The organism is Phenylobacterium sp. (assembly GCF_013911965.1).
In the GTDB taxonomy this organism is placed as follows: domain Bacteria; phylum Pseudomonadota; class Alphaproteobacteria; order Caulobacterales; family Caulobacteraceae; genus Phenylobacterium.
Genome location: NZ_JACESE010000012.1, coordinates 40,908 through 58,773, shown reverse-complemented (window position 1 = coordinate 58,773; position 17,866 = coordinate 40,908). Strand labels below are relative to the sequence as shown.

General features: G+C 69.5%; 18 protein-coding genes. 10 read left to right on the top strand and 8 right to left on the bottom strand.

Annotated elements, in window-relative coordinates; genetic code table 11:
• The first annotated feature begins 50 nt into the window (after window positions 1-50).
• Together H2041_RS13210 and H2041_RS13205 are read left to right on the top strand one after the other, a co-directional pair.
• Window positions 51-1,907 carry a phosphoenolpyruvate carboxykinase (GTP) gene (locus H2041_RS13210; RefSeq protein WP_293413322.1) on the top strand — a complete coding sequence of 619 codons (1,857 nt, stop codon included), beginning with the start codon at window positions 51-53 and terminating at the stop codon, window positions 1,905-1,907.
• A 125-nt stretch (window positions 1,908-2,032) separates the two neighbouring features.
• Window positions 2,033-2,242: a hypothetical protein gene (locus tag H2041_RS13205; protein WP_293413320.1), complete on the top strand. Its 210-nt coding sequence runs from the start codon at window positions 2,033-2,035 to the stop codon at window positions 2,240-2,242.
• 110 nt (window positions 2,243-2,352) lie between these two features.
• On the opposite strand, the gene H2041_RS13200 is transcribed toward H2041_RS13205, so the two are convergent.
• The 3 genes from H2041_RS13200 to H2041_RS13190 all read right to left on the bottom strand — a co-directional run bounded on the left by H2041_RS13200 (window position 2,353) and on the right by H2041_RS13190 (window position 6,201).
• Window positions 2,353-4,290, bottom strand: a complete 1,938-nt coding sequence (locus H2041_RS13200; RefSeq protein ID WP_293413318.1) for a polysaccharide biosynthesis protein — start codon at window positions 4,288-4,290, stop codon at window positions 2,353-2,355.
• A 228-nt stretch (window positions 4,291-4,518) separates the two neighbouring features.
• Entirely contained in the window at window positions 4,519-5,205 is a 687-nt protein-coding gene (locus H2041_RS13195; protein WP_293413317.1) for a TorF family putative porin, read from the bottom strand.
• A 192-nt stretch (window positions 5,206-5,397) separates the two neighbouring features.
• Entirely contained in the window at window positions 5,398-6,201 is an 804-nt protein-coding gene (locus H2041_RS13190) for an SDR family NAD(P)-dependent oxidoreductase (protein ID WP_293413315.1), read from the bottom strand.
• Window positions 6,202-6,354: 153 nt separating this feature from the next.
• Here H2041_RS13190 and queF point away from each other — a divergent pair, with 153 nt between their 5' ends.
• Window positions 6,355-6,810 (top strand): preQ(1) synthase, encoded by a 456-nt coding sequence (gene queF, locus H2041_RS13185; protein WP_293413313.1) that lies wholly within the window; start codon window positions 6,355-6,357, stop codon window positions 6,808-6,810.
• Window positions 6,811-7,121: 311 nt separating this feature from the next.
• Here the strand turns inward: queF and H2041_RS13180 are convergent, their stop codons facing one another.
• Window positions 7,122-7,733 carry a nitroreductase gene (locus H2041_RS13180; RefSeq protein ID WP_367133779.1) on the bottom strand — a complete coding sequence of 204 codons (612 nt, stop codon included), beginning with the start codon at window positions 7,731-7,733 and terminating at the stop codon, window positions 7,122-7,124.
• Between the two features lie 78 nt (window positions 7,734-7,811).
• Here H2041_RS13180 and H2041_RS13175 point away from each other — a divergent pair, with 78 nt between their 5' ends.
• The 3 genes from H2041_RS13175 to H2041_RS13165 all read left to right on the top strand — a co-directional run bounded on the left by H2041_RS13175 (window position 7,812) and on the right by H2041_RS13165 (window position 9,567).
• Window positions 7,812-8,420, top strand: coding sequence for an NUDIX hydrolase (locus H2041_RS13175; RefSeq protein WP_293413311.1), 609 nt, complete (start codon window positions 7,812-7,814; stop codon window positions 8,418-8,420).
• Between the two features lie 10 nt (window positions 8,421-8,430).
• Entirely contained in the window at window positions 8,431-9,273 is an 843-nt protein-coding gene (cysE, locus tag H2041_RS13170; RefSeq protein WP_293413309.1) for a serine O-acetyltransferase, read from the top strand.
• A gap of 87 nt (window positions 9,274-9,360) precedes the next feature.
• Complete coding sequence (locus H2041_RS13165) at window positions 9,361-9,567, top strand: DUF3126 family protein (RefSeq protein WP_293413307.1); 207 nt, start codon at window positions 9,361-9,363, stop codon at window positions 9,565-9,567.
• A gap of 44 nt (window positions 9,568-9,611) precedes the next feature.
• Here H2041_RS13165 and H2041_RS13160 read toward each other — a convergent pair whose 3' ends face one another.
• Together H2041_RS13160 and H2041_RS13155 are read right to left on the bottom strand one after the other, a co-directional pair.
• Entirely contained in the window at window positions 9,612-11,603 is a 1,992-nt protein-coding gene (locus tag H2041_RS13160) for a PAS domain-containing sensor histidine kinase (protein WP_293413305.1), read from the bottom strand.
• A 111-nt stretch (window positions 11,604-11,714) separates the two neighbouring features.
• The gene (locus tag H2041_RS13155; protein WP_293413303.1) at window positions 11,715-11,954 is read right to left on the bottom strand and encodes a hypothetical protein; all 240 of its coding nucleotides are present in this window, start codon (window positions 11,952-11,954) and stop codon (window positions 11,715-11,717) included.
• 81 nt (window positions 11,955-12,035) lie between these two features.
• Between H2041_RS13155 and H2041_RS13150 the strand changes: the two genes are divergently transcribed.
• From H2041_RS13150 to H2041_RS13135, 4 genes are all read left to right on the top strand, one after another.
• Window positions 12,036-14,621, top strand: a complete 2,586-nt coding sequence (locus tag H2041_RS13150; RefSeq protein WP_293413301.1) for a response regulator — start codon at window positions 12,036-12,038, stop codon at window positions 14,619-14,621.
• A 57-nt stretch (window positions 14,622-14,678) separates the two neighbouring features.
• Window positions 14,679-15,626, top strand: a complete 948-nt coding sequence (locus tag H2041_RS13145) for an alpha/beta fold hydrolase (protein ID WP_293413299.1) — start codon at window positions 14,679-14,681, stop codon at window positions 15,624-15,626.
• An 81-nt stretch (window positions 15,627-15,707) separates the two neighbouring features.
• Window positions 15,708-16,145 (top strand): DUF1810 domain-containing protein, encoded by a 438-nt coding sequence (locus H2041_RS13140; RefSeq protein ID WP_293413297.1) that lies wholly within the window; start codon window positions 15,708-15,710, stop codon window positions 16,143-16,145.
• Window positions 16,145-16,684, top strand: a complete 540-nt coding sequence (locus tag H2041_RS13135) for a hypothetical protein (protein WP_293413295.1) — start codon at window positions 16,145-16,147, stop codon at window positions 16,682-16,684. The genes H2041_RS13140 and H2041_RS13135 overlap by 1 nt, the downstream gene beginning before the upstream one ends.
• A 15-nt stretch (window positions 16,685-16,699) precedes the next feature.
• Here H2041_RS13135 and H2041_RS13130 read toward each other — a convergent pair whose 3' ends face one another.
• Both H2041_RS13130 and H2041_RS13125 read right to left on the bottom strand, forming a co-directional pair.
• Entirely contained in the window at window positions 16,700-16,939 is a 240-nt protein-coding gene (locus H2041_RS13130; protein WP_293413294.1) for a DUF5961 family protein, read from the bottom strand.
• Window positions 16,940-17,005: 66 nt separating this feature from the next.
• Window positions 17,006-17,860 carry a metal-dependent hydrolase gene (locus H2041_RS13125; protein WP_293413293.1) on the bottom strand — a complete coding sequence of 285 codons (855 nt, stop codon included), beginning with the start codon at window positions 17,858-17,860 and terminating at the stop codon, window positions 17,006-17,008.
• Between the last annotated feature and the right edge of the window lie 6 nt (window positions 17,861-17,866).

The window sequence follows — 17,866 nt, the reverse complement described above, 5'->3', positions numbered from 1 at the left end:
ATCTGCGGCGGCTCGCCGCGCGTGCTGACGGCCAGGTGATGGAGACCCTCATGACGGAAGCGACCAAGACGCCGGGTTTGGACGACGCGCCCACGGGCCATGCGCAGCTGAAATCCTGGGTTGCGGACATCGCCGCCCTCACCAAGCCCGACCGCGTCTACTGGTGCGACGGCTCGCAAGCCGAATGGAGCCGCCTGACCGAGGAACTGGTCGCCGCCGGCACGCTCAAGCGGCTCAACCCTGAGAAGCGTCCCAATTCCTTCTACGCCGCCTCCGACCCGCGCGACGTCGCCCGTGTCGAGAGCCGCACCTTCATCTGCTCGGCCAAGGAGATCGACGCCGGCCCGACCAACAACTGGGCCGAGCCGGGCGAGATGCGCGCCAAGCTTGAGGGCCTGTTCGACGGCTGCATGCGGGGCCGGACGATGTACGTCGTACCCTTCTGCATGGGCCCGCTCGGTTCGAAGATCAGCGCCATCGGCGTGGAGATCACCGACAGCGCCTATGTCGCCATCTCGATGCGCGTCATGACCCGGATGGGCAAGTCCGCCCTCGACCAGCTCGGCGAGGACGGCTTTTTTGTGCCGGCCGTCCACACGCTCGGCGCGCCGCTGGCGCCCGGCGAGCAGGATGTCGCCTGGCCCTGCAACGACGAGAAGTACATCGTCCACTTCCCCGAGACGCGCGAGATCTGGTCCTACGGCTCGGGCTACGGCGGCAACGCCCTCTTGGGCAAAAAGTGCTTCGCCCTGCGCATCGCCTCGGTCATGGCCCGCGACGAGGGCTGGCTGGCCGAGCACATGCTCATCCTGAAGCTGACCTCGCCGCAGAACGAGGTCCGCTACATCGCCGCGGCCTTCCCCAGCGCCTGCGGCAAGACCAACATGGCCATGCTCCAGCCGACGCTCGCCGGCTGGAAGGCCGAGACCATCGGCGACGATATCTGCTGGATGCGCTTCGGCGAAGACGGCCGCCTCTATGCGGTCAATCCCGAAGCCGGCTTCTTCGGCGTGGCTCCCGGCACGGGCGTCGAGACCAACAAGAACGCCATCGACGCCCTGCACGCCAACTGCGTCTTCACCAATGTGGCTCTGACTCCCGACGGCGACGTGTGGTGGGAGGGCCTGACCGCCGAGCCGCCGCCGGAACTGACCGACTGGCGCGGCAATCCCTGGACGCCGGCGTCCGAGACGCCCGCCGCCCATCCCAACGCCCGCTTCACGGTGCCGGCCGACCAGTGCCCGGTGATCGCCCCGGAGTGGGAAGATCCCGCCGGCGTGCCGATCTCGGCCATCCTGTTCGGCGGCCGCCGGGCCAGCGCCGTGCCGCTGATCACCGAGGCCTTCGACTGGCGTCACGGCGTCTTCATGGCTTCCAACGTCGCCTCCGAAGGCACGGCCGCGGCCGAGAACGCCATCGGCGAGCTGCGCCGCGATCCCTTCGCCATGCTGCCCTTCTGCGGCTACAACATGGGCGACTACTTCCAGCACTGGCTCGACGTCGGCGCCAAGGCCGATCCGGCCAAGCTGCCGCGCATCTACTTCGTCAACTGGTTCCGCAAGGACGAGAAGGGCAAGTTCGTCTGGCCGGGCTTTGGCGAAAACAGCCGTGTGCTGAAGTGGATCATCGACCGCCTGGCCGGCCGCGCCGAAGCCGTAGACGCCCCCATCGGCCGGCTGCCGACGGCGGAGAGCCTCGACCTCTCCGGCCTGTCCCTGAGCGAGGCGCAGCTTCAGCTGCTGCTCACGGTCGATCCCGAAATCTGGATGCAGGAGGCCGAACTCATCGGCCCGGCCTACGAGAAGTTCGGCGAGCGGCTGCCCAAGGCGCTGTGGGACGAGCAGAAGGCGCTGCTGGCCCGGCTGGAGCGCGAGCTGCGCGGCCAAGCCGTGGCGGCGGCGGAGTAGGCGCGTGGTGAACGGCGCAGCAATCACGGCATTGTTGCGGCGCGAGCGGGATCGTTTGTTGACACAGACCGTTCCTGAGCGGTGTGATGTCGGATAATGTTGCAATGCAGCAAGGGAGTCTGGGAATGACCGAGCCGCTGCTCGCCTACTCCATGAGCCACGATGAAAAGGGCTGGGCCTGGCGCGTCTATGACGAGGCCGGCGAAATCGTAGCCTCAGGCCTGGATGCGTGTCAGGACACCGCCAAGGCCGCCGTGGACCGGGTTATGCGACACGTGGCCTGGATCGGCCTTTCCGGCCCGGGCCGCCGGCTGGCCGCGGCGGGGCAGGCCTGAACCGCCGTCCGGTCCGCCGGACCCGCAGGGTGTGAAACAAGAAAAGGGCGGCCGCGGTGTGGTCGCCCTTTTTCGTCGCGCAGGCGGCGTGATCGGTCGTCCCTCAGGCTTTAGCCGCCTGCGACGACCTTGAGCTTGGGCGCGCCGCCCGGGCGCTGACCGCGGATCTGGCCGACCAGTTCGAAGAGCGCCGTGCGCACGCCCTCCGCGTCGGCCTGCTCGGCCAGGGCTTCGAGCGTCTGCAGGTGACCCGGCGTGATGCGCAGGGCCGAGTTGGAGATCACCTGCATCACCTTGGGCGCGCACGGGGTCGCCGTCTCCGTCTCGTCGAGGAGGGTCTCGGTGAGCTTCTCGCCGGGCCGCAGGCCGGTGACCTCGATCTCAATGTCCTTGCCGAGCGTGCAGCCCGAAAGGGCGATCATCTGCCGGGCCAGGTCCATGATCCGCACCGGCTCGCCCATCTCCAGCAGGAAGAGGCGCGTCTGGGCGGCGTCCTCCGCGCTCGCCGCCGTCGCGTGAAGAACCAGTTGCGCGGCCTCCGGGATGGTCATGAAGAAGCGGGTCATGTCCGGATGCGTGATGGTCACCGGGCCGCCGCGTTCGATTTGCGACTTGAAGATCGGCACCACAGAACCGGCCGAGGCCAGCACATTGCCAAAGCGCACCGCGGCGAACCGGGTGCCGGCGCCGCTCGACTGCTGGGCCTGGATCACCGCCTCGGCCAGCCGCTTGGTCGCGCCCATGACGTTGGAGGGATCGACCGCCTTGTCGGTGGAAATCAGCACCATCTGCGCCGCCCCGCAGGCGCGCGCGGCCTCGGCCACGTTCCATGTGCCGATGACGTTGGTCAGCACGCCTTCGCACGGATGGCGCTCGACCATGGCCACATGCTTGAGCGCCGCGGCATGGAAGACGAGATCCGGCTTCTGGGCGGCGAAGGCGGCGTCCAGCCGGCCGGCGTGACGGACGTCGCAGAGGACGGCGGTGCGCGACATGCCCGGCCGCGTCTCAGCCAGTTCGCGGTCGATCTCGAAGAGGGCGGTCTCCGAACAGTCGAGAAGCGACAGGTGTCCGCAGCCGAAGCCGGCCACCTGGCGGGCCAGTTCGCTGCCGATGCTGCCGCCGGCGCCGGTGATCAGGACGCGACGGCCGCGGATCAGGTCGGCGACCGGACCGCAGTCCAGCTCGATCGGGGCGCGGGCCAGCAGCTCCTCGACGCTGATGTCGCGGATGGGCATCAGCGGCACGCGCTCGGCCTGGGTCAGGTCGACGATGCTCGGCAGGCGCAGCATGCGCACGCCGTCGGCCTTGAAGTGGCCGAGGTGATCGGCCGTCAGACCTTTGAGCTTGGCCGGCTCCTCGAGGAACAGCACCGCACGCGGATAGCGGTTCCAGCGCCGCAGATCGGCGAGCGCGTCGTCGAGCTTTTCCAGGCTCTCGATGATGCAGACGCCGCGCACCTGCTGCCCGACATCGCGTGGGTTGACCCCGACAATGCCGACGGCGGTGTAGCGCCGGTCGTGGGCGCGGGCGCTGTCGCGCAGATAGGTGTCGGCCAGCGCCGGCGGACCGATCAGCAGCAGCGGCGTGGCCTGGGCGCGTTCGCGCGCGGCGCGGAACGGCGCCATGGTCGAGACCAGGGCGTGCTCGTGGACGGCCCGGCGAAGGACGCGCAGGCCCAGACAGCCCGTGGCCTGGAAGACGGCGGCGAGCGCCAGAGCCGAGCGGGGCAGGGTGCTGGCCCGATCGAGCGCCCAGACGGTCAGCAGGAAGACGATCGCCGTCAGCGCGGCGATGCGCGCAATGACGAGCGCGTCGGGAATGGAAGCATAGCGCCAGGGGGACAGTTCGCGGCGGAACAGGGCGGTGAAGACGCCGGCGAGGGCGGCGTAGATCCCGGTCAGCTGAACGAGGTTGAGCGAGGGTTCGCCGTCAAAACCGAGATCGGGCAGAGCGGATGGCGAAAGCAGATAGGCGCAAATGAAGGCCAGTCCTGCGATGGCGAGATCGGCGAAAACGGTTTCCGCCCGGAAGGCCATGCGCTTCATGGGCCAAGCTCCGCGATTCCTACTCATGGGCACCATAAACGGGCAGGCGAGCCCGTCCAATCGATCTCAATCTGGGGACGAGCCGGGCGTCGCCGGCGCCGGTGGATCAGCCTTCTGCCCGGCGGCGCGCAACATTGCCACCGATCGTGGTGGAAACATGGTCGAAATGAGAAAGCCGCCGCCTTTCGGCGACGGCTTTCAGCGTGCACGATTTTGCAGCGCGACGCCTTAGAAGGCGGCGGTCAGGCTCGCAACGAAACGGCCTTCGGCGATGGAGCCGAGGGTGTCTTCATCGGTGTCGTGCCAGCGCAGGTCGAGACCGATGGTCTCGTTGAAGGCCACGCCCAGACCGACGTTCCAGGTGGTGTAGTCGCCGCCGCCGTCGAACTCCTGACGGCCGACCGCGCCGCTGAGGCTCAGCATGTCGGTCAGCGGGGCGGCGGCGTTGACTTCGTAGTAGAAGGCGTCGCCGATGCCGCCGAAGAATTCCGGCGAGTAGTAGACCGCAGCGCCGACCTCAGCCGGGCCCGCCGGCATGGTGCCGGCCGCGGCGAACTCCCAGTAGTTGTAGTCCGAGCCGTCGGGGGCGTTCACATAGCCATAGTAGATGGCCGAGAAGTCGAGCGAGACCGGACCGGCCGTCGGCGTCACGCCGACATAGACGTCCACTTCGCCGTCGGTGTCGTCGCCGAAGTCCACGTTCGAGGCCCAGACGCCGGCATAACCCATTTCGCCGATCGCAACGTCGACGCCGCCGAACACCTGCGGGCCCTCGTCGGTCTGGCTGACGCCGCGGAACACATAGTCCGAAGCGACGCCGAAGTTGAAGCTGACGGGCGATTCCTGGGCCGCGGCGGCGCCGCTGAAGGCGATGGAAGCGGTAGCGGCGAGAAGCGTAAGCTTAATGGTTTTCATTCGTTTATCCCCTTGAGTTCCCGATCCGGCATGGCCCGACCGACGGTCTTCATCCTCATGGTGAAGGCTGGCAGATCAATTCAGGCACGCCGCTCGCGATCGCCTCCATAGCCGCTGTTCGTTAAATCAGCATTCAGCATGCGCGGCGCCAAAAACGATGGCAGACCCGCGTTACATTTTTGCCACAATTGCTTAACGCATCCCCATCGGCGCGTAGCCCAGGTGAGTCCCCGCATCCACGAGCAGCGTCTCGCCGGTGATGTGGCGCGCCGCAGGCGAGGCGAGGAAGACGGTCGCTCCGGCCACGTCCTCGGCGGTGGAGGCGGCCTTCAGCGGCGTGGAGGCGGCCGCGCCCTGGCGCATCCGTTCGGCGCGGTCCTCCGGCAGTCCCTTGGTGAACCAGGGCGTGTCGATGAAGCCGGGGCAGACGGCGTTGACGCGGATCTTCGGGGCGAGCGCGCGGGCCAGCGACAGCGTCATGGTCGTCAGCGCCCCCTTGGACGCCGCGTAGGGCACCGACGAGCCCACGCCCATCACCCCGGCGATGGAGGAGGTGTTGACGACGGCGCCCGGCTGCGGCGCGGCTTCCAGAAGGCTTCGGCAGGCGCGGATGGCCTGATAGGCCCCGACGACATTGACCCGGTAGAGCGAGAGGAAGTCCTCGGCGTCCACCGCGTCCAGATCGGCGTGGTTGGGCGCGAACTTGGTGATCCCGGCGTTGTTGAACAGGGCGTCGACCCGGCCGAAGGGCTCGGCGGCCGCGGCGATCTTTCGGCAGTCGGCGTCCTCGGCGACGTCGCCCTGGACGAGCACCGCCTTCGCGCCTTCCTGCTCCACCTGCCGAGCGGTTTCCTCAGCTTCCTCGCGGCTGCGGGCGTAGTTGACCACAACGGCGGCCGCGCCGCGTGCGGCCGTCTCCACCGCAATCGCCCGGCCAAGCCCCGTCGAGGCGCCGGTCACCACCACCACATAGTCCTGGAAATCCTTGCCGCTCATCGGGGCCTCCTCCACTTTCGCGCGCTCTCTTAGGACACGTGCCGCGCATTCGACCGGCATAGCCACAAGCGCGCCGCGCCAAAAGAGCCCAAGGCGCCGGTGCGGCGCAGGGCGCACGTTGCAGGGCGCGCGGGCCGGGTCTAAAGCCCGCCCATGGAAGAGACCCAACTGACCCAGCTCGGTCGCGAGGTTCGCGGCTTCGCCAGCCCCGAAGACGCGGTGCTGGAGCGCGTGCCCAATCCGCAGGCCGACACCCTCTATCTCGCCCGCTTCACCGCGCCGGAGTTCACCTCGCTCTGCCCGGTCACGGCCCAGCCGGACTTCGCCCACCTGGTCATCGACTATGCGCCGAAGGACTGGCTGATCGAATCGAAGTCCCTGAAGCTCTATCTCGGCGCCTTTCGCAATCACGGCGCCTTCCACGAAGACTGCACCGTCGCCATCGGCCGCAAGATCGTCGAGGTGGCGCAGCCCCACTGGCTGCGGATCGGCGGCTACTGGTATCCGCGAGGGGGCATTCCCATCGACGTCTTCTGGCAGTCCGGGCCGCCGCCGCAGGGGCTTTGGATTCCCGATCAAGGCGTGGCCGCCTATCGCGGCCGCGGTTGAGGGGCTGCGCCCGTCGCCTTCCGCTGCGCGGCGGCATGACGGGCGAACCGTCGGACAAGTTGTCGAGGCTTCCGCCGCAAGTTCAGCGACAGCTTAACGGCAAGCTTAGCCTTGAAATTCGGGGCGCCCAGATTGGGCTGGTCTCGCCGCCGCCGCGACAAAGCGGCCCATCTCTGGCGAGGCGTCGGATAATACGCTATATGGGTTAGGCCCAACTCTCCTCGGGCGTGTCACCTTGGGCCGGGCGGCGCCGATCGGCGCCGTCCGGTCTTTGCGTTTCTGGGCTGGCGCGGCCGGCGCGCCTTGGCCGATCAGGCCGTCCAGGCGGTGACGAGGCGCCGCCAGTCGGGCCGGTCCCGCTCGAGCGGCGGCTCCTTGGCCGTGCCGATGAAGATGAAACCCGCAACCCGCTCGCCGGCCTCCAGGCCCAGGATCCGCATCGCGCCCGGGTCATAGGCGTACCAGTCGGTGATCCAGTTGGCGCCATAGCCCATGGCGGTGGCCGCATAGAGCAGGTTGGCGCAGACCGCCCCGGCCGACATCAGCTGCTCCCATTCGGGAATGTCGCCCAGCTGCGGCCGCGAAATCACCGCCACGCCCATGGGCGGCGCCTTCAGCTTGCCCAGCTTGGTCACGGCCTTGGCGTCGCCGCGGCCTTGCGCCAGGGCTTCGAGCCGCGCGGCGAATTCGGTCTTGGCCGAGGGCGAGAGCACGATCATCCGCCAGGGGGTCAGCTTGCCGTGGTCGGGGACCCGCGCGGCCAGGCGAAGCAGGATGTCGAGCTCGGCCTCTTCGGGACCGGGCGCGGCCAGGGTCAGGGCGGTCGCCGAGCGGCGCGTGGCCAGGAACTCCAGCACCTCGGGACGGGCGGAAAGGGGAAGCGGCGCGCCCAGCGGGGCGGGATCGGGGAGGGAGATGGCCAAGACGGTCCTTTTCGAAAACTCTGGGCAGGCGACTCACGTTCAAGATGGGTGGGCGCCAACTCGGTTCCAGTTGAGAATATGTCGCAAAAACCCTCCTGGCTCCAGCCCCATGGTTCGCCCTGGGCGGCGGGCGCGCCGCGCCGCCTCTACGCCAACCCGTGGATCGCCCTGGATGAGTACGACGCCGTCGCGCCCACCGGGCGCAAGGCGGTGTATGGCGTGGTGAAGTTCCAGAACCTCGCCCTCGCCGTCCTGCCGCTGCACGAGGACGGAACCATCACCCTGGTGGGCCAGAACCGCTTTCCCCACCGTGACTACAGCTGGGAGATCCCCGAAGGGGGCGGGCCCCTGGGCGAAGATCCCCTCGACGGGGCCAAGCGTGAGCTGCGCGAGGAGGTGGGCCTGGCCGCGGCCACCTGGCGTCAGGTGCTGACGGCGCAGCTCTCCAACTCGGTCACCGACGAGCGCGCCGTGGGCTTTCTGGCCATGGACCTGACCCCCGTCGCGACCGATCCGGACGAGACCGAGGACCTGGCCGTGGTGCGCGCGCCCTTCGCCGAGGCGCTGAACGCCGCCCTTGCCGGACATATTCTAGATATGCTCACGGTGGCGATGCTGCTGCGCGTCTACCATATGGCTCGTGAAGGGGCCTTGCCGGCGGATCTCGCCCGCCGGATGCTGAGCTAGGGAGAGAGCCATGGGCCGGGAAGAGACCAAGCGCCTGGAGATCATCGAGCCGGGGCATGCGCCGCCGGTCTGGCCGGCGCTGCGCAACGAGGCCGAGCGGGCCGCCCGCGACGAGGCGGCGCTCGCTTCGCTGCTGAACGCGGTGATCCTCAGCCATCACACCCTGGGCGATGCGCTCTCCTACCAGCTGGCCCGCAAGCTGGGCGATCAGGAGCTGCGGGCCATGAGCCTGCGCGACATCGCCGAGCAGGCCTACGACGCCGCGCCCGAACTGGTCGACATCGCCGAGGCCGACCTAAAGGCCGTCTTCGAACGCGATCCGGCCTGCAAGGGCTACGTCCAGCCCTTCCTCTTCTTCAAGGGCTTCCTGGCGCTGCAGACCCAGCGCATCGCCCATTGGCTCTGGGGGCAGGGGCGCGACACGCTCGCCTTCTATCTTCAGAGCAAGATGTCGGAAGTGTTCCAGGTCGACATCCACCCCGCCACCCGCATCGGCTCGGGCGTCTTCATCGACCATGGCACGGGCATCGTGATCGGCGAGACCGCCGTGATCGGCGACGACTGCTCGCTCCTGCAGGGCGTGACGCTCGGCGGCACCGGCGCCGAGCGCGGCGACCGCCATCCGAAGATCGGCCGCGGCGTCCTGCTGGGCGCCGGCGCCAAGGTGCTGGGCAACATCACCATCGGCGACCACGCCAAGATCGCGTCCGGCTCGGTCGTGCTCAAGCCCGTGCCCGCCCATTGCACGGCGGCCGGCGTGCCCGCACGTCTGGTCAACTGCCCCACCTGCGACGAGCCGGCCCGCAGCATGGACCACACCCTGGCCGAAGCTGTGTACGACTACGTCATCTGAGGCGATTTTCCGTCCCGGCCCAGGTTTCCCCGAGCGCCGCGAGCGTCTAGGTTCGCGGCTCTCTTGGTGACTTGGAAGGAGTTCCCCGTGGACGAACGCGCCATGCGCAAGATCGAAGGACACCTGCGCGGCACATTCGCCAACGCGCGGATCACGCTCGTGCCGCGGCCCAAGCAGAAGGACTCCGCCGAAGTCTATATCGCCGACGAGTTCATCGGCGTCGTCTACGAGGACGAGGACGAGGACGGCTCCTTCCTCTTCGAAATGGCGATCCTGGCCGAGGACCTGCCCTAGGTCGTCGCGCCTGGGTGCGGCGCGCCCAGGTCGCGCGCAGGCCGTCACTGTCGCTTGTGTCCGGTGAGCTCAGCGATCGCCTCGGCGAGTTCGGCTTGCGTGAAAGGCTTGGCCAGGCGAGGCGGCTGGGGGCCGCCTTCCTCGGAGAGCTCGCCATAGCCGCTGACGAGCAGGACCGGCAGGTCGGGCTGGCGCGCCCGCGCCCGACGGGCCAGCTCATCGCCGGTCATCTGCGGCATGAGCTGATCGGTCACCAGAAGGTCGATATCGTCCGTCAGCAGGCCGAGCGCGGCCTCGCCGGAGGTCGCCTGCAAGACCTCGTGCCCGAGATCCTCCAGCAGCGCGATGGTGTTGTTCAGCACCAGCCGGTCGTCGTCCACCGCCAAGATGGTCAGCGGGACGGGGGGCTTCGCCTCGGGCGCCGCCGCCGGGCTCCGATCCATGTCCGCAGGCGCCTCGCGGCTCATCGCCGGGAGCCACAGGTCGACGGCGGTGCCGGCGCCGGGCCGGCTCACAATATCGAGCTTGCCGCCGGACTGGTTGGCCAGGCCGTGCACCATGGGCAGGCCGAGGCCGGTGCCCTGACCAACGCCCTTGGTGGTGAAGAACGGTTCCAGCACGCGGGCCAGGGTGGGCTCATCCATGCCGCACCCGGTGTCGGAGACGCGGATCCGCACATAGCGGCCCTCGGCCAGGCCGCGGCCGGCGGCCAGAGTCTCTTCCGTCGCCGATATGGTGATGACCCCGCCGTCCTCCATGGCGTCGCGGGCGTTGACGCACAGATTGAGCAGCGCCGCCTCAAGCTGGTTGGGATCGGTCCTCAGGAGCGGCAGGCCCCTGGGAAGGTCGAGATCGATGCGCACCCGCGGACCCAATGAGCGCCGCAGGAAGCTGACCATGCCCTCGGCCGTTGTGGCCAGGTCGACGGCCTCGATCTTCAGTTCCTGGCGGCGGGCGAAGGCGAGCATCCGCTGGATGAGGTTGGCGCCGCGCTCGGCGCCGTGAATGGCGTTCTCCAGGAGCGGCGTGACACCCGGATCATAGGGCAACCGCTTGCGGACAAGCTCGAGCGAGCCCAGCACGGCCATCAGCAGGTTGTTGAAATCGTGCGCCACGCCGCCGGTCAGCTGACCGAGCGCCTCCATCTTCTGAGCCTGGAAAAGCGCCTCCCGCGTCTCGTCCAGGGCCTTCTGGGCCTCCATGCGCTCGGTGACGTCGCGCGTCACCTTGGCGAAACCGATCAGCTCGCCGGCCTCGTCGCGGACGGCGTCGATGACCACATGGGCCCAGAACCGCTCGCCGTCCCTGCGGATGCGCCAGCCTTCATGCTCCCATCGCCCCTCGGCGGCTGCGATGGCCAGGCCCGCGGCGGGCACGCCGGCCGTCTGGTCTTCGGGCGGATAGAAGCGGGAGAAGTGCTCGCCGATGATCTCGTCGGGCGCATAGCCCTTGATGCGTTCCGCGCCCGGGTTCCAGCTCATCACCCGTCCGTCGGGGTCGAGCATGAAGATGGCGTAGTCGGTCACGCTCTGGACCAGCAGCCGAAACTGCTGCTCGCTCTGCGCCAGGGCGGCGGCGGCCTCTCGCCGCTCGCTCAGGTCGCGCGTGATCTTGGCGAAGCCGAGCAGGGCGCCGTCGGGCGCGTAGATGGCGTCCATGACCACGTGCGCCCAGAAGAGGGCGCCGTCCTTGCGCTGACGCCAGCCCTCGGCCTCGAATCGGCCCGCCTGAGCCGCCGTCCGCAGGGCCCGTTCGGGCAGGCCCGCGGCCCGATCCTCCGGGGTGTAGAAGCGAGAGAAGTGTTGGCCGAGAATCTCGGCGGCCGCGTAGCCCTTGAACCGCTCAGCGCCGGGATTCCAGCTCGCCACGACGCCGTCGACGTCGAGCATGTAGATCGCATAGTCGGTGATCGACTCGATCAGGAGCCGGTAGCGGTCCTCCATTTCCGGGGCCCAGCTTCGTGCGGACGCCGCGGCCTGACCCGCGCCGGCGCGGGGGGGCGGCGTATCCGAAGCCTCGGACGATTGAACAGTCATTCTCTACTCATGGCGGCATATGGCGCGGAGGTCATCCCCTTCTCCGCGAGCCGGACGAACCGGGGCGGCGCCGAGGTCGACACATCCAAGGGACGTTTGACGGGTCGTTAACTACCGGGGGCCGAACCTGACCGTATTACCCATTTTGTTGAGTTTCGAATGTTCGGCACCGTTCAGCTCTGGGGAGGCGGCGTAGGGCCGCGGTTCGACGCTGACGCCCTGCGGCCGACCCTTCGTCGCATGGCGCAGGCCGCGCGGGCTCATTTTGCCGCCGATCAGGTCGAAATCGTCCTCCATGATGGCGACGACGCCTTCAAATGCGGCCTCGACGGCGTTCTTGAGCTGGTTCATGACGCGGGGCCGGAATCCCTTTTCCAGCAAGGGGTTTGGTGGAATTCGAAAGAACGGAATGCGGACCTGGGGGTCGCCGAGATGGCCTTCTGCGCCAGTGCGCCCATGCCGTTCGCCCAGGCGCGGCAGCGGGGGCGGCTCACCGTCTTCGGCCGCGAGCCACGCCTGCCCGACGAGGCTCTGGCCGCCATACTGGAGGATCTCGCCGAGGGGGTGGCCAGCACGGCCGAGCGCCTGATCGCCGCACGCGCCCAGGCCTGGGACCGCGCCGAGGCCGACGCCGCCGAGCAGCTTCTCTTCAATCTCATGGCCTCTGCGCCGGTGGCGCTGGCGGTCACCGACCGCGATCTTCGGATTCTGCACGCCAGCCCGCGCTGGAGCGCCGAACTGGGCCTGACCGGCCAGGACGTCCTGGGCGCGCGGCTGGGCGACCTCCTGCCGGAGGTGACCGAGCGCTGGAGCGGCAGGATCGCCGCCTGTCTCGCGGGTGAGCCGATCCAGGTCGATCAGGTGCAACTGCAGGCAGGCGACGGCCGCCGCATCTGGCTGCGGGCCGAGGTGACGCCCTGGCGAGATCCCGACGGACAAATCGGCGGACTCCTCTTTCTCTCGCAGGACATTTCGGACCTTGTCGAAGCGCTCGACCGCGCACAGCGTTCCGAGCAGCGGATGCGGTTCGCCGCCGAACTGGCCGACATCCACGTCTACGAGGTCGACTATCGCGCCCGCGAGCTGCTCAAGGTCGGCGCGGAGGACACCTTCTTCGAACGCGCCCTGACGTTCGAGGACCTCTATGCTGACGTCTGGGGCAGCATCCATCCGGCCGACCGTCCCGCCGCCATGGCCGCCTGGGAAGACCACCTGAAGACGGGCAAGCCCTATCGCGTCGAGTACCGGATCAACCGCACGGACGGGAAGGTCATCTGGGCCTTTTCCTCCTCCGAGCTCATCCTCGACGAGCGCGGCAAGCCCCGCCGCCTGATCGGCGCGCTCCAGAACATCACCGGCCGGAAGCTGGCCGAGGTCGAGATGGCCAAGGCCCGCGACGCGGCCGAGGCGGCGAACCGCGCCAAGAGCGAATTCCTGGCCAATATGAGCCACGAGATCCGTACGCCGATGAACGGCGTGATCGGCATGAACGCTCTGCTGCTGCGCGGGCCCCTGAGCGCCGAGCAACGCCAGTACGCCGAGACGGTGAAGACCTCGGCCGAAAGCCTGCTCGCCATCATCAACGACATCCTGGACGTCTCGAAGCTGGAGGCGGGCAAGGTCGATCTCGAGGCCATCGATTTCGACCTGACGAACCTGGTGGAGGACGTCGCCGAGCTGCTGGCGCCCAAGGCCGCCGAGAAGCACCTGGAGATCGCCTGCTATCTCGACGACGGCGCCCAGGGCGCCTTCACCGGCGACCCCACGCGGCTGCGCCAGGTGCTGCTCAACCTGGTGTCCAACGCCGTGAAGTTCACCGAGCGGGGCTTCGTCGCCGTGGAGGTGAAGTCCCAGCCGCGCCCGACCGGCGCAGCGCGGCTGCGGGTCGAAGTCTCCGACACCGGTCCGGGCCTGACGCCAGAGGCCAAGCTCGGCCTCTTCCAGAAGTTCCATCAGGCCGACGGATCGATCACGCGCCGCTATGGGGGCACCGGCCTTGGCCTGTCCATCTGCCGCCAGCTGGTGGAACTGATGGGGGGGCGGATCGGCGTCAAGGACCGCGACGGCGGCGGCTGCGTCTTCTGGTTCGAACTGGACCTGCCGCGCGCGGTCCAGGCGCCGGCGGCGGCGCCGTCCCGGCCCGACCAGCTGCGAGGCGCGCGCGTCCTCGTGGTCGATGACATCGCCCTCAATCGCGACATCTTCCGGCGTCAGCTCGAGGCCGAAGGGGCGATCGTCGCCGAAGCCGCGTCCGGCCCGGAGGCCCTGCGGCGGCTGCGCGAGGCCGAGGCGCCCGAGGCCGCCTTCGATCTCGTCCTGCTCGATCACATGATGCCCGCCATGGCCGGCGACGAGGTCGCGCGTCAGATCCGCGCCGCCCGAACCCTGCGCCAGCCGCTCATCGTCATGGCCTCGTCCATGGGCGCGCCGAGCCGCGCCGAACTGGCCAACTGGCCGGCGCTCGACGCCTTCCTCACCAAGCCGGTGAGACAGCACCTGCTGATCGAGACGCTCGGCCGCCTGGTCGCCGCGCGCGCTCAGTCGGGGACGGACGCGGCCGAGCCCGTCGCCGCCGATCCGGCCGCGGGCGAAACGGAGCGGCCGGAGGCGAAGATCCTGCTCGCCGAGGACAATGAGGTGAACACCCTGCTCACCCGAACCCTGCTGGAAGAGGTGGGCTTCAGCGTCGACTGCGTGGTCAACGGCGCCCTGGCCGTGGAGGCGGCGAGCCGCGGCGCCTACGACCTCATCCTCATGGACATGCAGATGCCGGTCATGGACGGGCTGGAGGCGACGCGGCGAATCCGCCGGCTGCCCGGGCCGGCCGGCGCGGCGCCGATCGTCGCCATGACCGCCAATGCGATGCAGTCGGACCGGGACGCTTGCGCCGAGGCCGGCATGGACGGCTTCGTCTCCAAGCCCATCCAGCCAGAGGCCTTCCTGGAAACGGTCGCCGCCGCGCTCAGCGGACGGCCGGCCGCAAGCGAGACGTCCGGACACGTCGCTTTCGCAGGTTGAGGCGAGGCCTTAAGGAAGTCGCTCGCAGCTTGCGATCGGCATCGGACACGCCCGCTCATGTTGAAGACCTTCTTGGCCGCCCTGGCGTTCGGCCTGGCGCTCTGGCTGGGCGCCGGCCTGCTCATCGAGGGCCTGTTCGCGCCGCGAACCGTCCGCGGCGAGCGGATCGAGGTCGGCGGGCGGAAGATGCGCCTGGTCTGCGCCGGTCCGGCCAAGAGCGAGCGGCCGACGGTCTGGCTGGAGGCGGGCGCGTTCGGCTTCTCCGCCGACTTCGGCGACCTGCAGGCCGCGCTCGCCGCGCGCGGCCTGCGTGTCTGCGCCTATGACCGCGCCGGCCTCGGCTACTCCGATCCCGGACCGCGCCCGCGCGACAGCCAGGCCGTGGTCGATGACGCCGTCCGGCTGATGGACGCCGCCGGCGTGACGGGCCCCGTCATCCTTCTGGGCCACTCCATGGGCGGACAGCACGTCCGCCTGCTGGCGACCCAGCATCCCGATCGCGTCGCCGGCCTCGTCCTCGTCGATGCGACGACGCCAGAAGCGGTGGAGATTCCGCTGGTGGCCCGCTTCGTGCGCGTCTTCGGCCGGCTCTCCCAGGCGGTGGCGGGGGCCAACTCCGTCGGCCTGGCCAAGCCGCTGTTCTTCCTGGGCGATCGGATCGGTCTGGCCGACGCGGGGGCCGTGCGGGAAAAGCAGGCCATGTTCGTGTCTGGCCGCCACGCGCGCAACGCCGCCGACGAGGCGGTTCACTGGCTGGACGGCGCAGCCCATGCGCGCGCCGCAGGCGGCCTGCCGCCCAGTCTGCCGGTGGCCGTGGTCACCGCCGGTCCCGCCCCGGAGAACGGCGCCGGGGTGTGGGCGCAGGCGCAGGCCGCGCCGGCCCGCGCCTCCGAGGCCGGCGCCTACGCCGCCGTGCGCGAGGCGGGGCATGCGACGATCCTTTCCCACGCGCACAATGCGGCGATCGTGGCCGCTGTGGAGCGCGTGGCGGCGGCGGCGCGTTAGGCTGCCGCCACGCCCGGCCGGCGCGTCGGGGCGCTGCGCGCGGGGCGGGCGAGGGAGGATGAGCCGTGCGGCCGCGCCGACATGACCGATGACCCCTATGATCTGGAGCGCTTCGTCGCCGCCCAGGCCGGCGCCTTCGAGGCCGCCCTTGAGGAGATCCGCGCCGGGCGAAAGCGGAGCCACTGGATGTGGTTCATCTTTCCCCAGCTCAGAGGACTGGGCGCCTCCTCCACCGCCGCCTACTACGGCCTCGGCTCGCTCGACGAGGCGCGCGCCTATCTCGCTCACCCGGTCCTGGGCCCGAGGCTGGAGGCCGCCGTGGCCGCGGTGCAAGCCTGTGGCGCACCCTCGCTGCACGCCCTCTTCGGGGCGCCGGACGACCTGAAGTTCTGCTCGTCCATGACCCTGATTGCGAGCGCCGCGCCGAGCGGGCCTTACCGTGCGGCCCTCGCGCGGTGGTGCGGCGGCCGGCCGGACGCCAAGACGCTGCATCTGCTGGCGCCGGAGGGGTCCGGCTGATGGCGCGCAGGCTCAAAGTGTTCCAGACGCGGCTCGGCTTCTACGACACCGTGGTCGCCGCGCCGAGCCAGGCGGCGGCGCTGCGGGCCTGGGGGCTGAAGCAGAACCTGTTCGAGACCGGTGAGGCCCGGCTGACCGAGGACGAGGCCGCCGCCGCCGCCGCCGTCGAGCACCCCGGGATTCCGCTGCGGCGGGCGGTGGGATCGGACGATCCCTACGCGATCGATCCGCAAGGCCTTCCCAGCCTTCCCGCAGCGCCCAAGCGGCCGCGTGCGAAGCCCGGCGCGAAGACCAGGGCGGCCAAGAGGCCGCCGCCGCCGGCCGACCGCTCCCGGCTCGACGCCGCGGAGGCCGCCCTGGAAGCGCTCAACGAAGCGCGCAAGCAGGAGGAGGCGGCCTTACGGCGCGAAGCCGAGGCGCTTGAGGCGCGCAGGTCGGCGGCGCAGACCGCCTATGTCGCCGCCCACAAGGCCGCCGCGGCCAGGGTGGCCAAGGCGCGGGACGCCTATCGCAAGGCTGGCGGGACCGAGCGGGTCTGATCGCGCCGCCCCGTCCTACTCGCAAGGTTCGGTCTGGCCGCTGTGCAGGTCCACCCGCAGGCAGCATTCCCCGCCGTTTCCGAGATCGCGGATGATCAGGCTGACATCGCCTTCGGCGTCCGCCGGCGGGTGGAAGTCTTCGAGATAGGCCAGCGCGGCGGCTTCAAAGCTGGCTTCCTCGACGATCCGGACGCAGGGCGCGGGGCCTCGGTCGGCGTGGACGCTGAAGCGACGGGGCGGTTCGGCTTGGGCCATGGGCACCTCCTGGGCTTTGAACGCCGCTCGCCCGAAAAGGATTCCTCCGTGCGACCCTGCGCCCGCTCAGGCCGCCTTGAGGGCGGCGGCGTCGAACTCCGCCCGCCAGGCCGCAAGAGTCGGACCCGTCTCCTTCTGATCCCAGGGATGGAAGCCCGGGCGGTACCAGGCGAAGTAGGTCTTCCAGCCGCGGCGGAAGATGCCAGGATCGCCCCAGACGAAGCGCTTGACCGCCTTCAGCGCCGCCTCGGGCGCGTAGCCGTCGGCCTCCAGCAGGCGCGCGGCGTAGCGGGTGATGTTGCGGGTGAACATGAGCGTGATGAAGATCATCGCCATGCACCGCCGGCGGTAGCGCAGGAAGGGCGACCAGTCCTTGGTGGCCGCCATGAAGACGTCGTAGGCCACCGCCTTGTGTTCGGTCTCCTCCAGGGCATGCCAGCGCCAGAGGCGCTCGATGGCCGGGTCGGTCTTGAGGAAGAGCTCGTCGCGATGCCGGATATGGGTTTCGGCCATCATGGCGGTGAAATGCTCCAGCGCGATCGTGGAGATCAGCATGGCCATGGGGCCGCGCGAACGGCTGAAGGCCACCCGCTCGCGCACCTGCGCTTCGATCTCGGCCGCGGGATAGCGGTCCCGGTCGATCAGCTGGTTCAGGCTATGGTGCTCGCGCGAGTGGATCGCCTCCTGGGCGATGAAGCCGCGGACGTCTTCGGCCAGCTTGCCCGAGACCTTGTCCCGGTAGTGCCGCACCGCGTCCATGAACATCCGCTCGCCGTCGGGAAAGGTCAGCGACAGGGCGTTGAAAACCGCTGTCGCCACCGGGTCGCCGTCCAGCCAATGGCCGGAAGCCGGAGGCGTGGCGTCGAAACGGATGTCGCGGGGCGTCACCTCGACATCGGCAGGCGTGGTCTTGGCGGTCATGACGTG